This is a genomic window from Deinococcus frigens DSM 12807 (assembly GCF_000701425.1).
Taxonomy (GTDB): Bacteria; Deinococcota; Deinococci; order Deinococcales; family Deinococcaceae; genus Deinococcus; species Deinococcus frigens.
In genome coordinates this window covers 1-14,255 of record NZ_JNIW01000072.1, presented here as the reverse complement: position 1 = coordinate 14,255, position 14,255 = coordinate 1, and the positions used below count along the sequence as shown (strand labels likewise).

At 64.0% G+C, this 14,255-nt stretch carries 15 protein-coding genes and 1 rRNA gene; 10 read left to right on the top strand and 6 right to left on the bottom strand.

The features are described 5' to 3' along the window. Positions 1 to 464 precede the first annotated feature (464 nt). The 5 genes from Q322_RS0117490 (at position 465) to Q322_RS22700 (ending at position 5,419) form a co-directional block, all read left to right on the top strand. Positions 465 to 1,886 (top strand): ABC transporter substrate-binding protein, encoded by a 1,422-nt coding sequence (locus Q322_RS0117490; RefSeq protein ID WP_211248929.1) that lies wholly within the window; start codon positions 465 to 467, stop codon positions 1,884 to 1,886. A 170-nt stretch (positions 1,887 to 2,056) separates the two neighbouring features. Further along, complete coding sequence (locus tag Q322_RS0117485) at positions 2,057 to 2,971, top strand: carbohydrate ABC transporter permease (RefSeq protein WP_034418953.1); 915 nt, start codon at positions 2,057 to 2,059, stop codon at positions 2,969 to 2,971. Then, positions 2,968 to 3,861 (top strand): carbohydrate ABC transporter permease, encoded by an 894-nt coding sequence (locus tag Q322_RS0117480; RefSeq protein ID WP_211248928.1) that lies wholly within the window; start codon positions 2,968 to 2,970, stop codon positions 3,859 to 3,861. Before Q322_RS0117485 ends, Q322_RS0117480 begins: the two co-directional genes overlap by 4 nt. A gap of 12 nt (positions 3,862 to 3,873) precedes the next feature. Continuing rightward, positions 3,874 to 4,644, top strand: a complete 771-nt coding sequence (locus Q322_RS0117475) for a cytochrome b561 domain-containing protein (protein ID WP_051668714.1) — start codon at positions 3,874 to 3,876, stop codon at positions 4,642 to 4,644. Positions 4,645 to 4,690: 46 nt separating this feature from the next. Next, positions 4,691 to 5,419 carry a hypothetical protein gene (locus Q322_RS22700; protein WP_211248927.1) on the top strand — a complete coding sequence of 243 codons (729 nt, stop codon included), beginning with the start codon at positions 4,691 to 4,693 and terminating at the stop codon, positions 5,417 to 5,419. Between the two features lie 17 nt (positions 5,420 to 5,436). Here the strand turns inward: Q322_RS22700 and Q322_RS0117465 are convergent, their stop codons facing one another. Continuing rightward, complete coding sequence (locus Q322_RS0117465; protein ID WP_029479163.1) at positions 5,437 to 6,240, bottom strand: enoyl-CoA hydratase-related protein; 804 nt, start codon at positions 6,238 to 6,240, stop codon at positions 5,437 to 5,439. Between the two features lie 50 nt (positions 6,241 to 6,290). Here Q322_RS0117465 and ruvX point away from each other — a divergent pair, with 50 nt between their 5' ends. Further along, positions 6,291 to 6,707, top strand: a complete 417-nt coding sequence (ruvX, locus tag Q322_RS0117460; protein ID WP_029479162.1) for a Holliday junction resolvase RuvX — start codon at positions 6,291 to 6,293, stop codon at positions 6,705 to 6,707. A 68-nt stretch (positions 6,708 to 6,775) separates the two neighbouring features. Here ruvX and Q322_RS0117455 read toward each other — a convergent pair whose 3' ends face one another. From Q322_RS0117455 to Q322_RS23945, 4 genes are read right to left on the bottom strand one after another with little or no spacing between them, the layout of a single operon-like run. Continuing rightward, positions 6,776 to 8,611: a pilus assembly PilX N-terminal domain-containing protein gene (locus Q322_RS0117455; RefSeq protein ID WP_029479161.1), complete on the bottom strand. Its 1,836-nt coding sequence runs from the start codon at positions 8,609 to 8,611 to the stop codon at positions 6,776 to 6,778. Positions 8,612 to 8,641: 30 nt separating this feature from the next. After that, on the bottom strand, positions 8,642 to 9,595 hold the full coding sequence (locus Q322_RS0117450) for a PilW family protein (protein WP_029479160.1): 954 nt from the start codon (positions 9,593 to 9,595) through the stop codon (positions 8,642 to 8,644). Continuing rightward, a complete protein-coding gene (locus tag Q322_RS0117445; protein WP_029479159.1) occupies positions 9,592 to 10,011 on the bottom strand; it encodes a type IV pilus modification PilV family protein in 420 nt (139 codons plus the stop codon). The genes Q322_RS0117450 and Q322_RS0117445 overlap by 4 nt, the downstream gene beginning before the upstream one ends. Further along, positions 10,008 to 10,466, bottom strand: coding sequence for a type II secretion system protein (locus Q322_RS23945; RefSeq protein ID WP_034418951.1), 459 nt, complete (start codon positions 10,464 to 10,466; stop codon positions 10,008 to 10,010). The genes Q322_RS0117445 and Q322_RS23945 overlap by 4 nt, the downstream gene beginning before the upstream one ends. Positions 10,467 to 10,644: 178 nt before the next feature. Between Q322_RS23945 and Q322_RS0117435 the strand changes: the two genes are divergently transcribed. Together Q322_RS0117435 and rpmB are read left to right on the top strand one after the other, a co-directional pair. Then, complete coding sequence (locus Q322_RS0117435; RefSeq protein WP_029479158.1) at positions 10,645 to 12,339, top strand: dynamin family protein; 1,695 nt, start codon at positions 10,645 to 10,647, stop codon at positions 12,337 to 12,339. 186 nt (positions 12,340 to 12,525) lie between these two features. Continuing rightward, positions 12,526 to 12,741, top strand: a complete 216-nt coding sequence (gene rpmB, locus Q322_RS0117430) for a 50S ribosomal protein L28 (RefSeq protein WP_029479157.1) — start codon at positions 12,526 to 12,528, stop codon at positions 12,739 to 12,741. Positions 12,742 to 12,806: 65 nt separating this feature from the next. On the opposite strand, the gene lspA is transcribed toward rpmB, so the two are convergent. Beyond that, entirely contained in the window at positions 12,807 to 13,340 is a 534-nt protein-coding gene (gene lspA, locus Q322_RS0117425; protein ID WP_156953133.1) for a signal peptidase II, read from the bottom strand. 92 nt (positions 13,341 to 13,432) lie between these two features. On the opposite strand from lspA, the gene Q322_RS0117420 reads away from it, so the two are divergent. After that, positions 13,433 to 13,903 carry an S-ribosylhomocysteine lyase gene (locus Q322_RS0117420; protein ID WP_029479155.1) on the top strand — a complete coding sequence of 157 codons (471 nt, stop codon included), beginning with the start codon at positions 13,433 to 13,435 and terminating at the stop codon, positions 13,901 to 13,903. A 192-nt stretch (positions 13,904 to 14,095) separates the two neighbouring features. Then, positions 14,096 to 14,255: ribosomal RNA gene (locus tag Q322_RS0117415) — 23S ribosomal RNA — on the top strand; the annotation flags it as partial.

The window sequence follows — 14,255 nt, the reverse complement described above, 5'->3', positions numbered from 1 at the left end:
ATGCTCTCGGTGCTGTGACAGCCGCTCTCGCCCCCTGGTGGCAGCGAATCACTCAGGAGTTGCACCTATGAATAGCGCGGGGGCAGCGTCCCAGACGATAAATCTTGACCTGCTCGCGTGGGGCGGTTTCTGCCATTCTCTCGCCTTCCTCCGCTCCCCCGCATCTCAAAAGCCCAGTGTCTCAATGCTGTCGTCACGCCTTTCATCATTTTCCCGAACCGATCACGCCTATCCAATTTCGCCAGACCAGTCTGGCGATTACTCTGGGATTCTCCCGCCAGGAGAGGTTTTCTCTGATTATGCAGGTGCAACTCCTGAGAATCACCCCGGGAAGAGGCTTGCATTCCGCAATTTGTTAGCGCTATCATTTGTAACAACACAGAACTTAATATCGTCTGATCCGGCTGTTGCCCAATGGGGGCAGCTCCATTTCGCCGTCCCGTCTTGGCCCTACAGGAGTTTTCATGACTGACCTGCCCCCGTCCGATGATCTGACCGCCTGCACCCCTGTCCAGACTTCAGAAACCCCCATGACCGAGACCCGGCGTGATGTCCTTCGCAAACTCGGCCTGACCACGGCGGCCATCGCAGCGTCCACCACCCTGCCGCACTTCTCCATTGCCGGGGCGCAGGCCAGCAGCCGCTACGCCAAATACAAGGGCAGCACAATTGTGCTGAGCATTCCCGCCCACCCGCACTTCGACGCGGCCATCAAAATGTTCGCGCAGTTCACCCGCGAAACGGGCATCAAGGTGGAGGCGGACCGCATCGAGACGGGCCGCATGAAGGACAAGCAGTTGCTGGAAATGAGCAAGGCGAGAGGCGATTACGACGTGGTGACCTTTATCGCCACCTGGAAAGGCGAGTATGTCAAGAAAAAGCTGATCGAGGAGATGCAGCCGTTCCTGAGCAACGCCGCGCTGGCCGATCCCAACTATGATATCAGCGATGTGGTGCCGGGTTACCTCCAGAACATCGGGCTGGTGGGCGGCAAGAAGGGCTATCTACCCGGCCCAGGCGCGAAACTGTACGGCCTGCCCAGCGGCGCGGAAACCAGCATCATGGCTTACCGCAAGGACATCTTCGCCAACCTGAAACTCAAGCCGCCCACGACCTACACTGAACTGGAAGCCCTGCTGCCGGTGATTCAGGACAAGGGCAAGATCGGGGCCATGACCAGCCGGGGCAAATCTGGCCACGACGCCATGCACGGTTTCCTGCTGCACCTCAATCCGATGGGCGGCGAGGTGTTCGACGACAACTGGAAGCCCGTATTCCAGGAAGCGCCCGGCGTCAAGGCGCTGCAATTCATGCAGAAGGTGGTGGCGACTGGCCCCAAGGGCATTCCCAGCTTCGCCTTCGGCGAGATGTCCAATTCGTTCCTTCAGGGCGAGGCCGCCATCTACATCGACTCCATCTCGATCTTCGGGCCGGTGGCCGACGAGAGCAAATCGCGCATCAAGGGCAAGGTGGGCTATGCGCTGCATCCCAAGGCTGCGCGATACAGCAGCCAGACCGGCGGTTTTGGCCTGGCGATTCCTTCAAATAGCGCCAACAAGGAAGCGGCATTCCTGTTTATCCAGTGGCTGACCAGCAAGCAGCAAGACCTGTCGATTGCGCGGCTGGGCGGCAATGCCATGCGAACCAGCACCATCAACAGCCCTGCCCTGCGCGCCCTGTTTCCGCAGTACGCCGTCCTGAAAGAGCAGATCAAGTACGCCAACCCCGACTGGCGGCCCATCATTCCCGAATGGGACGCGCTGAACATCCAGATTTTCGGTGTGGCGATCAACGAGGGCCTGACCGGTAAGAATGCCCAGGCTGCCTTGCAGGGCGCGGTAGGCCCCGTCACCGAACTGATGAAGCGGGCGGGTTACTACAGCTAACTGGGAAAGGGCCGGATGGGAATCAGATCCTCCAGTTCATCCGGCCCCGGTCAGTACGCCTTTGATGGGCAGCGCCCTCGCCTTCGCCCGACTCAGGCTGGCGGCGGCGCTGCCCTCAGCCCTTTGTCGTGTCGCCCCACCGCCGCGAGGTTTCCCCTTTGAAACAATCCATGATCGCCGCCAAACCGCCACGCAGTGTCAAACAGCCGCTGACCCGCCTGACGCCCTGGCTCTTCGTGCTGCCCGCCACGCTGATCATGGCGGTGGCCTGCCTGTATCCGGTGTTGCAGGCGCTGCGGCTGTCGTTTTACAACTGGAGCATCGGCACGCCCTGGACCGAGGCAACCTTCGCCGGGGCGCAGTATTTCTCGCGGCTGGTGCAGGACCCGGCGGTGCTTTCCTCGCTGCTGACCACGCTGCTGTTTGCGGCCACGGTGGTCATCGCCGAGATGATCCTGGGACTGGTGCTGGCGCTGGCGCTGGAAAAACCCATGCGCGGCCTGACGCTGTTCCGCACGGTCTTCATTCTGCCGATGATGATCGCGCCCATCGTGGTAGGGCTGACCTGGCGTTTTCTGTTCGACACCAATTTCGGGGCCATCAACGCATTGATGACCTCGCTGGGAGTGGGCAAGATCACCTGGCTGGCCGATCCCAACCTGGCCTTTTTTGCCGTGGTGGTGGCCGACATCTGGCAGTGGACCCCATTCGTGTTCATCATGCTGGCCGCCGGGTTGCAGAACCTGGACGGCGCGGTGATAGAGGCGGCGGCCATCGACGGCGCGACGCCCTGGCAGGCCATCTGGTCCGTCAAACTGCCCATGCTGATGCCGATCATCGTGGTCACGCTGCTCTTGCGCCTGATCGACGCCTTCCGGGTGCTGGAGGTGGTCTACATCATGACTGGCGGCGGGCCAGGGAACAGCACCGAGATCCTGAGCATGCACATCTATAAAACGGCCTTTTCGGGCGGGCAACTGGGCTACGCCAGCGCGATCAGCGTGCTGCTGCTGGCTGTGGTCATGGGCCTGAGCGTGGCCGTGCTGCGCCTGAGCAATCCGCTGTCTGCCGGGAAGAAAGCATGATCACGGCTCCTGCTGGCCGGGAACTGGAGGCGGGCGTGCCGCGCATTCCCCGTCCGCGCCGAACAGGTGGATTATTGCGCGGCTTGTTGCTGGCGGTCATGGGCATTCTGAGCATGTTTCCGCTGTACATGATGTTCGCCACGTCGTTCAAGGTCCAGACGCAAATTTTCATGCCCAACGCCACCTTCTTCTCGCGCGAGTTCTGGCTGTTCACACCGACGCTGGAAAATTACCGCAGCGTGCTGGTGGACGGCAATTTTGTGCGCTACCTGACCAACAGCCTGATCGTGGGCGTGGTCAGCACGGTCCTCACCCTGCTGTTTTCGGTGCTGGCGGCCTACGCGCTGGCCCGCTTTTCTTTCATGGGGCGCGGCGTGATCTCGTGGACCAGCCTGCTGCTGCGAACCGTGCCGCTGGTGGTGCTGGTGGTGCCGGTCTACGGCATCTGGCAGGGCTGGGGCATCAACGACACGCTGCCGGGATTGATCCTGCTGTACACCGCCGTCAACATCCCCTTTGCCATCTGGGTGCTGTACGGCTTTATCGCGCAGGTGCCGCAGGAATTAGAGGAGGCGGCGGCGGTGGACGGGGCCTCGCCCTTCCGCACCTTTTTTGCGGTGGTGCTGCCGCTGATCCGCCCCGGTCTGGCCGCCGCCGGAATCTTCGTGTTCCGGGTGGCCTGGAACGAGTTCATTCTGGCGCTGGTCCTGACCAACCGCTTTTCCCGCACCATGCCGGTGGAAATTGCCGCCAACATCACCGACGTGGGTGTGGAGTGGGGCCGCGTGATGGCCATGGGCGTGCTGATCGCCATTCCGCCGCTGCTGTTCACGCTGCTGGCCGCCCGACAACTGATCGCCGGACTGACCGCCGGAGCTGTCAAGGGCTGAGGGCGGGCTGTCTTGCTTCCCGAATGGATCCTGCTGCACGCGGGGCTGATGCTGATCGCCTGGGTGCTGGTGCTGCCCGCCGGAATCGTGATCGCCCGGTTCTTCAAGGTCACGGCCCGGCAGGATTACCCGCGCGTGGTGGACAACCGCATCTGGTTCAAGACCCATGTGGTGATGCAGTACGCCGGGGTGATCTGCACCACGCTGGGGCTGGGGCTGGCCTGGTTCCACACCGGACGCCTGAACTTGGGCACGGCGCACACCCTGTTTGGCCTGGGCGCGGTGGCGCTGGGCTGGCTCCAGATCGTCTGGGGCGTGCGCCGGGGCAGCAAGGGCGGCCCCACCGATCCCGCCGGGATGCGGGGCGATCACTACGACATGACCCCGCACCGCTGGGTCTTCGAATGGGGCCATCGGGGCGGCGGCTACCTGGCGCTGCTGCTGGCGCTGGGGGCGGCCTGGAGCGGCCTGCACCTGGTCAATGCGCCGGGGTGGATGTTGGCGGCGCTGCTGGTCTTCCCGCTGCTGTTTGCCGCGCTGTTCTGGTGCTTCTCCCGCCAGCGCTGGCGCGTACCTAATTCCTATCAGGCCATCTGGGGGCCAGCACACCCGCAACCCGGCGTCCGGCTGATCGTGCCTGCGCCGCGCGTGGGGGAGCAGGGGAGGGGTAAGTCCCGCCACACCTCCAGCCGTCTGGGGTTGATGCTGGTCTGCGCGCTGCTGCTGCTGGCGGTGTGGCACCGGCGGGCCGCCCGCACCGGCGCGGACGCTCAGAAGTCCTAAACCTGCCCTCACCCGGTGGTTGCCCCCGAAAGCGCACACTGACTCCATGCTGGACAACATCCTGAATTCCCTGCAACGCGGGGCAGAGCGCGTGCAGCGCCGGGGCGAGGAAGTCGCGCAGGTGACCCGCCTGCGCCTGGAAATCTTTCAACTGGGCCGCGAGCTGGACGCCCACTTTGCGCGCCTGGGCCGCGCCTACCACGCCGGGGCCGAGCAGGACACCCTGGGCGGCATCCAGGACGACGTCCGCCGCGCCGAGGAGGAGATCAGCGCCCGCGAACGCCTGATCAGCGAACTGGGCGAGGACCCCAGGGAAGACGGTGAGATGACGGTCTACTCCCCCGACGGAACGCCGCAGACCCCCGCAACCGACGCTTCAGCCGCTGGGGTCAGCAACCGCCCCAACTTCACCGGGGCCGACACCCCTTCCCGCGCCACCGAACCGAACATTCCCGCCGCCGTTCCCCATCCCCAGCAACCCACCACACAGCAGGAGGTTTCCAGCATGACCAATCCCCGTCCCGACAAGGAACAACTGGAACAGCAGCGCGGCGAGATTGACCTGAACCAGGCGGACCGCAGCCACCACGACGCCTCCGAGGGCGATTACTCCGCCCCCGATCCCACCGTGCAGCACGCCGACGAGCTGCTGGAACCCGGCGACAAGACCGCCAGCATGGGCAAGGAGGCCGAGCGCGACAGATTCACCCGCCACAAGGAGATTCTGGAAGAGGGCAAGCGCGCCAGCGAGAAATCCGATCCGCTGGACATGTAAGCCTCTCCTTCTAAAATTCAGCCCTTTAAAACCTGGCCCTCGGCGCGCACGAAATTCGGTGCGCGTTTCTCCTTGAAGGCCGTCACGCCCTCGCCGTGTTCCCAGTGGTCCCCGGCGAGCTGTTGCAGGGCGGCTTCCTGATCCAGCGCTTGGTCCAGCGTGCCCGTCAGCGCGCCGTTCAACGCCTGCTTGGTCAGTTTCAGGGCGTTCGCGGGCCGGGCGGCCAGGCGCTCGGCGTAGGCTTGAACATCGTCCGCAAACGACTCGTCTGAAAAGACATGCTCGCACAGGCCCATTTTTAGGGCCGTGTCGGCGTCCACCCGTTCGGCCAGGGCCATCAGCTCGAAGGCGCGGCTGTAGCCCACCAGGCGCGGCAGAAACCAGGTGCTGCCCGAATCGGGGACCAGGGCGATATTGGAAAAGATCTCGATCAGCCGCGCGGACTGCGCCCACAACCGGATGTCCCCGGCCAGCGCCAGCGAAGCGCCCGCGCCCGCCGCCACGCCATTGACCGCGCTGATCACGGGCTTGTCCAGCGTGCGAATGGTGCGGATCAATGGGTTATAGGTGGCGTTCAGGTGTTCGGTAAAGGTCATGCCGCGCCCCGACACGTCGCCCAGGTCCTGCCCGGCGCAAAAGCCCCGGCCCTCGCCGGTGATGACCACCACGCGCACGGCAGGGTCGGCCTCGGCCTTCTTCAATTCGGCGGCCAGCGTCAGCAGCAGCTCGTCGTTGGCGGCGTTCAACTTGTCCGGGCGGTTCAGGGTCAAGGTGCAGACGCCCGCGCGGGTCTGCGAAAGGATCACGCTGTCCTGGGTCATGCTGCCCAGCCTAGCGTCAACACCTGGCCCATTTCATTACACTCGCGTGGATGACTGAAGAACGGCTCCCTACCCCCGACGGTCCCCCCACCGTCCTCGCGCTGGACGTGAGCAAATCGCGCATAGGATTTGCGGTGAACACCGGGCGGCTGGCCTTTGGGCGCGGCAGCCTGGACCGCAAACGCCTGCCGCTGGACCTCAAGGCCCTGCGTCTCAAGGTCAGGGAGACGGGCGCGACATTGCTGCTGCTGGGGCTGCCGCTGCGGACCGACGGCGCGCACAGTCCCTCGGCGGACCGCATCCGCGCCTTCGGCAGGATTCTGACCGAACAGGGCTACGCGGTGGCCTACCAGGACGAGCGTTTCACCACCCGCCGCGCCCGCGAACTGGGCGCTGCCGACGAGGACGAGGCGGCGGCGGTGCAGATTCTGGAGCTGTACCTGATGGGCCGCCCAGATTCCGACTGAACGCGGTGCTGGCAAAAGGAATGCGCCAGCCCGAATCGCCTGAGCCGACGCGTGCAGGGTTTGAAGGCTTACCAGGTCCGGGCAAAGAGCAACTGGCGCAGGTAGACGAAGCGGGGGGTCAGGGGCGGCAGTTTATTGGCGTCGTTGAAATCGGTATCAAAGTTCCAGTCGCGCTGGGGAGCAGAATACCGTGTCTCGCGCTGCTTTCCCTTGACATGAATACTGTTGCCCAGGCTGACGAAACTCCCTCTATATCTCATGAAGATGTTGTTCCAATTTTCGTGGAACCGAGGATAGTTTTGTAAGCCACCGTTGTACTCACTTAGGGTAGGAGCTGTCGTCTCGTCAATTCCAGAGAGGAAAGCTGCATTAACTGTGGTTTCTGATGCCCGTGGTCCACTCCTGATCCATGCCGTCCTCTCGTCATCTTTCAAACTGGCCGGTGCATCTTCAGGAATATTCGTGGTGACGTTATTGCTGAGGACATTGATGGCGTCCGCAATCAGGGCGGCGGGTTTCTTGTTGTCGGTGTTGTAGTCGCCCTGGACATAAAGCTGCTGGTTGGTGGTGATGGTCAAACCGGTCAGGTCAACCGCTGCCGATGTCGGCCCCAGTCGGGCGGCGTTGCGAATCTTTACGCCGTAATTGGTGATTGTCGCGGCGCTGGCAATCAGGGCGTTGGTATTCGGATTGCCGTCGTCGAAGCTGAAATGCCAGGCCATCCCCCCACCCGAGGTGTCATCTGCCCTGAGCACGTTCCCGTCGGTATTGGTGAACAAGCCCTTGTTCTGGATACATTTCATCAGGCTGGTCTGATCAACCTCGATCAGGGTCAGGAACTTAGCTTCACGGGCGTCCCAGAAGTCTGTACTCAGGCTCACGGGGGGATTGCCAGGCGTGCAGTTGTTCAGGGCGGCTGTCGCGCTGCCGTTCAGCGAGTTATCGGCGTTCACGACGTTAAATTCAAAACCGCCTGCGGATAACTTTTTCGCCACCACCCGGACATCGGCCTGTAACCACAGCTCGCTTTCGTTGGCCCCGGTGGGATCGGGGGCGAGGCTGCTCATGGGCGGCACCGTCAGCAGGTTCTGGCCCGACAGCACATTGCCGCCAAAGCGCGTCAGTTCGCCGGGCGGCAGCTTGATGCCTGTGCCGCCGCCCGCGTAGCAGGGCATGGTGACGGTGCTAAAACGTACGGCTCCGGAGCAGCCGCGTCCGTCCTTGCCGCTGCGGTAGATGTCGCCAACAGCGGTGGTTTTTCCGGCAATATCCAGGGTTGCGTTGGCGTTCAGGTAGAGATTGGCGTTGGTGTGGACCCGTCCGCCCAGGGTCATGGCGGGTCCAGGGTGGATCTCCAGATCCTTGTTGTAAAACGCTGCGAACTGAAACAGGGGCACCAGCCGGGACTGGAACTTCATTTCCAGGGTGGTCTCGCGCTCCCCACTGGCGTTGGTGGCCACGCTTTGCACGGCGTATTCGTACTGCTGGTAGTTCATGCCGGTGTAGGTGTCGCCGGGTTCGACCACACCGATGCTGGGAACGCCGCCGTTCAGCACCTGGGTATAGGTCATGACCTTGCGGCCACCGATGGTGTATTCGAGGCAGGCCATGTCGCCGCTGCCCATATTGCCGGGCGTGCAGGGCACGGCTCCACCCGAACTGCTGGGGCTGACCCCCTCTGGCCGCCGGTAGCCCTTGAAGCGGGTGCGCACCAGTTCGGCGCGCAGGTTCAGGCCGCCCTCGGCAGCGTAAAAGCCTTCCACGCTGTTGCTGCTGGCGCGCGACGTGCGGGCTTCGGTGGTGCTCATGGTCAGGTAGGCGGTCAGCACGGTCAGCAGCATGGCCATAAAGATCAGGGCCGTGACCAGCGCGATGCCCTCGGTGCGTTTGGCTGTGGACTTCATGGCGTGAACTTCATGGCGTGGCTCCTTGCTCTATTCGCTGCTGTTGGCATTGCGGGGGGTCAGGCGTTCGGTGAAGGTCCGCTGGACGGTGTTGCGGCCCTGGCCCTGCTGGACGCTCAGGGTCACGTCCAGGTAGGCCAGGTCCTTCCAGGTGGGCGTCTCGGTCCCCACCACCGGGGCGGGTGGGAAGGGCAGGGCCGCAGGGACGGGCGAGCCGATCTTGCCCCTCAAGTAGGGCACCACCCTGAAGGCCAGCACGCGCGGCGTGGCGTCCTGCGCCGGTGCGTCGTTGACCGAGAGCGTCAGGTTGCCCGCCGTCACCCCGTAGCGGCGGCCTTCCAGCAGGTATAGGCGGATGTCGCGGCCCCGATCCGAGGCCGTGGTTTTGCGAGGATTGTACGCGCCGACGGTGCCGCTGTATTTCACGGTCTGACGTCCTGGGGCGGCGGCCTGGGTCTCGGTGCCGCTGAGCCGAAGGGAACTGCCCACATTGCCGGTCACGTCATAGAGGTAGCCCGAGGTGACCCCGCTCGAAATCTGACTTCGCCAGGCGCTCAGATCCTGCGCGGAGGTTCCGCAACTGTCGGGCAGGGCGCTGATTCCGGCTGGAAAGGGGCTGGCCACCGTACCGTTGGCCGTCACGTAGATGCCGTCCGCGTTGGGCAGCGGCGCGCAGACCGGCAGCGGGGCGTCCAGCAGGCCGCGCCGCAGGGTCAGCACGCTGTTGCCGGCAGCGTCTTTCGTCACCGTGATGGCCGGGAAACTCTCGCCCAGCCGCTCTCCTGCCTGCTGAATGTCGCTGTTGAGGATGTCCAGCGTGCTGCGGGCGTTGCGGTTGGCCCCCAGGCGTGCCTGATCCGTGCGGTAAAGCGTCATGGTGCTCAGGGTGGTGTTCAGGACGACGCCCAGAATGATCGCCAGCAGCACCATGCCCACCAGCAGTTCGATCAGGGTAAAGCCCTCGGTACGCGTGGCCGGCCTCATTTCTTGCCCAGGGTGCTGTTGAGGCTGGTGAAGACCGTCTGGGCGGTAAAGACTGTGGCCTCTCCCTGAAGCACGTCCACGCGGATCTGCTTGGCACTGTCCGTGCAGTAATTCGGTGTCGCCGTGCAGAACGTGACGTTCACGGTAAAGCTGCGTCCACCTGTGGAGACCGTGCTGGTCTCGGGTCTGACAAAGGAGCCGGGTTCACGGGTCCGCAAGTCGTCCAGCACCCGTTGCGCGGCCACCACCGCCTGTGAGCGCGCTTCGGTTTTGGAGTTCAACTGCGTGTTGGCGATCAGCGAGGTACTGATCACCCCGATCACGATGCCCAGGATCAGCAGGGTCACCAGCAGTTCGATCAGGGTAAAACCCGCCTGAGAGAACCGGTCCTGCCAGTCTGCATGGGGTGATTTCATTGGGCCACCACGCTCCCGGTCAGGTAAAAGGTCAGCGTCCGGCTGCGCCCGCGCTCGTCGGTGATTCGCAGCGTGCCGGGCGGCAGGGTGGGCAATTCGCCCCGGCTGGTAAAGCACACGCGCCAGGGTGAGCCGCTGCCGCTGACGCTCACCCCGTCAGGCAGCGTGGCCGTGACGTTGCCCACGGCGGCCCAGGAGTCGGCGGCGTCGCACCGGGCACTCCGCTCGAAGGTCAGGGTGCGCGCGTCTTTCAGGGTGACGCGCACGGCGCTGCTGGTACTGATGGCCTGCGTCCGCGCCTGGAGGAACGCGCCGCTGAGAATGGAACTCGCGGCCTCGGCGTCGTTGTTCAGGCCGCGCACGTTCAGGGCCACCAGACTGGTCAGAATGCCGACGATGGCCATAACCACCAGAATTTCGATCAGGGTGAACCCCTGCCTGCTCGATTGCACCACACCCACCTCTCTGGCCCCAGCCTGTCACCTCAAGCCTGTTGGAAACCGTACAATCGACCTCCCAGACGCCCCTGAACAGGTGCCCGCTCATCCATTGGGATGCCCCCTTCCGGGGGGCGCGCCGATCATTAGGGTGCCCTGATTCTGCAAGCCTGGCCGGGTGGCGTACCCTGTCCCCATGCTCGTCTCCGACCGCGTTCAGGCCCTGCTCTCGCGCGAGCGCATATTGCTCTCAGACCTTCAGTCCTTTCTGGAAGTTCAGGGCGCGCCGCCCGAGGTCGTCGAACACGCCCGCACGGCGGCCCGTGGCCTGGATGAAACCTTTCTGCTGGTGGTGGTCGGCGAGTTCAACGCGGGCAAGAGCAGCTTCGTCAACGCGCTGCTGGGCGCGCAGGTGCTGCCCGAGGGCGTGACGCCCACCACCGACCGCATCTACGTCCTCGTCCACGGCGAGCAGGCCGGGCAGATGGAGGCCACCCGCGATCCCTTCGTCAGCCGCCTGACCTACCCGTTGCCCAGCCTGGAGGGCGTGGCGCTGGTGGATACCCCCGGCACCAACGCCATCATCCGCCAGCATCAGGCGCTGACCGAGGGCTTCTTGCCCCGCGCCGATCTGGTGCTGTTTCTGACCAGCTCGGACCGCCCCTTCACCGAGTCCGAACGCCAATTTCTGAGCCTGGCCGCCCGCTGGGGCCGCAGCGTGATCATGGTGGTCAACAAGGCCGACCTGCTAGAGACCCAGGAGCAGAAGGCGCAGGTCCGCGAGTTCGTGGAAACCGGGGCGCGCGGCGTGCTGGGCCTGACTCCGCCGGTCCTGCTGATCAGCGCGCGGGCCGAGCAGCGCGGCGGCGATCCCGGCTTCCACGCCCTGCGCGAGATCCTCAAGATGCGCCTGTCGCAGACCGAGCGCACCCGCCTCAAGCTGCAAAGCCCGCTGGGAACGATGGCGGAGTTGCTGGGCGGCGAGATGGCCCGCGCCGACGCCGCCCGCCAGACCCTCAGTGAGGACCTGAGTATCCTGCGCGACTTAGAGGCCCAGCGCGAACATCACCGCGTGACCATGCTGGGCGAACTGGACGGCCAGCTCAACCGGGTGGCCCGCCTGCTCTCCGAGTTCGAGGTCCGCGCCGACCGCTTTATCGACGACAAGCTGCGCTTCAGCAACATCCGGGGCCTGATGAACAGCCGCCAGATGGAAGAGCAGTTCCGCAGCGAGGCGGTGGCGGACCTGCCCGACGCGATTGACCGGCAGTTCGGCAGCATGATCGACCGCTTCGTGGAGGCTAACCTGCATTTCTGGGAGGACGTGCAGGCGTTTTTAATCCGCCGCCAGCCCAGCAACGAGGTGGCCCGGACCCGCTTTGCCTATGACCGCGGCGCGCTGCTGGAAAGCATTGCCGGGAGCGCCCATGACCATCTAGAAAATGTGACCGAGAACGAACTGGCCCGCCAACTGGCCCGCGACGCGGAGGACGCCATGAAGGGGGCGGTGGGCGGTCTGGCCGGGGGGATTGGCATCGGCGCGGGCCTGGGCGCACTGATCGGCGCGTCGGCGCTGGACTTCACGGGCGGCATTCTGGCGGGCCTCACGCTGGGCAGCCTGGGCCTGTTTGTGCTGCCCAACAAGAGATTGCAGGCGCACCGGCAGTTGCGGAGCAAGGTGGAGGGGCTGCGCGCCGCCCTGGAAACCATCGTCCGCCGCGAGTACGAGCGCGAGCAGGAGCGTGCCGACGCCCGCCTGCGCGACGCCATCAGCCCGTATACCCGCTTTACCGAGCAGGAGCAGTCCCGTCTGGACGGAGCTAGGCTGCGCGCCGCCGAACTGGGGAGCGAGTTGGAGGCGCTTAGAGAGGAAGTGAAGGGGCTGGGGTGAGCCGGAGGCGTCGCGCCAGGTGCTCCCCATTTTCTACTTTCCCGAACCCGCTGGGGTGTGCTACAGTCGCAAGGCTTGTTGGATTCTGTCCGGCGTGCTGTCAGGCCCTGCGCGCAATACGTGAGGCCCAGCGCAGGCCCCCGGTCACAGCAAAAAAATCCGGCGCGGATTTAAGGAGATACCATCATGTCGAAAGTATGCGAAGTATGCGGAAAGGGACCGATTGTCGTGAACTCGGTCATCCGCCGGGGCAAGGCCCGTGCGGCGGGCGGCGTAGGCCGCAAGGTCACTGGCGTTTCCAAGCGGGTCCAGAAGCCCAACCTCCAGCCCCTCACGGTCACGCGTGCGGGCGTCAGCCTGCGCCTGCGCGTCTGCTCCAAGTGTCGCAAAAGCCTGACCTAATTCCACCTTTCAACTGACGCGCCCCCTCCGGTCTGGAAGGGGCGCTTTTCGTTGTGGCCTTGAAGCTAGGTCTTCGGCTTGCGGTCCATCACGAAGCTGCCGATCAGCAGGGCGATGGTTCCCACCACCACACAACTGTCGGCGATGTTGAAGATTGGAAAATCTCCCTGCCCGATGGCGCGAGTGATGAAGCTCAGCGGCGGCGCGTGGATCATGTCGGTGACCTTGCCGAGGCGCAGCCCGTCGATGGCGTTGCCGATGGCCCCTGCCGCGATCATGGCGAGGACTACACTCAGAAAGCGGTGCTGCGGGCGCACAAACAGGTACACCAAAATGCCGAGGCCCACCAGCAGGCGGCCCAGGGCCAGCGGAGCCGCGCTGCCGCTGAACATGCTCCAAGCCGCGCCGGTGTTGAAGATCAACTGCCATTCCAGTAAATTGGGGATGAGAATACGGGCAGGTGTCTCTACCTGAAGGTTCGCCAGCGCCCACGATTTGAGCGCCTGATCCGCGACGATCAGCACGGCGGCAATCAGCAGCGGCAGCCAGAAAGAGGAGCGCGAGATACGGTCAGTCAACGTCGGCACGCCGCGCAGTATATGGAGTGCCGCCCAGGAAGGAGAGGCGGCGGCGGGCGGGCTTGATCTTCTGGCCACCTTCTGAGACTGAACGGCGCGGCACAATGGGCGCTATGGCAAATGTTGAATCTTTTGATCTGGACCACACCAAAGTCAAGGCTCCCTACGTGCGGCTGGCCGGGGTCAAGACCACCCCGCGCGGAGACAGCATCAGCAAGTATGACTTGCGCCTGCTCCAGCCCAACTCTGGGGCCATCGAACCCGCCGCCATCCACACCCTCGAACACCTGCTGGCCGGATATCTGCGCGATCATCTGGACGACATTGTGGACGTGTCGCCGATGGGCTGCCGCACCGGCATGTACATGGCCGTCATTGGCGAACCCGACGAGCCGGTCGTCCTCAGAGCTTTCGAGTCCGCCCTGCGTGACACCGCCGCGCATGACCGGCCCATCCCCGGCGTCAGCGAACTGGAGTGCGGCAATTTCCGTGACCATGATCTTCAGGCCGCCCGTCAACATGCTCAGGACGCACTGGATGGAGGTTTGAAGGTGCAGCAGACTGTCCTACTGGACCGCTCTTGAAGGCGGCGAACACGAGGGGGGGTTGACAGTTTGAGGAAGTCCCTGTATCTTTTCTGAGCCTCCACGGAGGCGGGACGCATGACAACCGAGCGTGAAAGAGCGAGAGAGACGCGAAATAACCTGCGTTGACCTCAATTCAACCCGTCTTCGGACTGGGCGGATTGAAGTCGCGCATTGAGAATCAGAAGGAAAGGTCAAGATACTAAGGGTCCACGGTGGATGCCCTGGCACTGGAGCCGATGAAGGACGCGATTACCTGCGAAAAGCCCTGACGAGCCGGAGATACGCATTGACTCAGGGATGTCCGAATGGGGAAACCCACCTGTTTACAGGTACTTCCGCAAGGAAGAGG

Bases quoted from the DNA above. Each gene is read 5' to 3' on its own strand.
- Q322_RS0117490 (WP_211248929.1), top strand. From the start codon at position 465: ATGACTGACCTGCCCCCGTCCGATGATCTGACCGCCTGCACCCCTGTC.
- Q322_RS0117485 (WP_034418953.1), top strand. From the start codon at position 2,057: ATGATCGCCGCCAAACCGCCACGCAGTGTCAAACAGCCGCTGACCCGC.
- Q322_RS0117480 (WP_211248928.1), top strand. From the start codon at position 2,968: ATGATCACGGCTCCTGCTGGCCGGGAACTGGAGGCGGGCGTGCCGCGC.
- Q322_RS22700 (WP_211248927.1), top strand. From the start codon at position 4,691: ATGCTGGACAACATCCTGAATTCCCTGCAACGCGGGGCAGAGCGCGTG.
- Q322_RS0117465 (WP_029479163.1), bottom strand. From the start codon at position 6,240: ATGACCCAGGACAGCGTGATCCTTTCGCAGACCCGCGCGGGCGTCTGC.
- ruvX (WP_029479162.1), top strand. From the start codon at position 6,291: ATGACTGAAGAACGGCTCCCTACCCCCGACGGTCCCCCCACCGTCCTC.
- Q322_RS0117455 (WP_029479161.1), bottom strand. From the start codon at position 8,611: ATGAAGTCCACAGCCAAACGCACCGAGGGCATCGCGCTGGTCACGGCC.
- Q322_RS0117450 (WP_029479160.1), bottom strand. From the start codon at position 9,595: ATGAGGCCGGCCACGCGTACCGAGGGCTTTACCCTGATCGAACTGCTG.
- Q322_RS0117445 (WP_029479159.1), bottom strand. From the start codon at position 10,011: ATGAAATCACCCCATGCAGACTGGCAGGACCGGTTCTCTCAGGCGGGT.
- Q322_RS0117435 (WP_029479158.1), top strand. From the start codon at position 10,645: ATGCTCGTCTCCGACCGCGTTCAGGCCCTGCTCTCGCGCGAGCGCATA.
- rpmB (WP_029479157.1), top strand. From the start codon at position 12,526: ATGTCGAAAGTATGCGAAGTATGCGGAAAGGGACCGATTGTCGTGAAC.
- Q322_RS0117420 (WP_029479155.1), top strand. From the start codon at position 13,433: ATGGCAAATGTTGAATCTTTTGATCTGGACCACACCAAAGTCAAGGCT.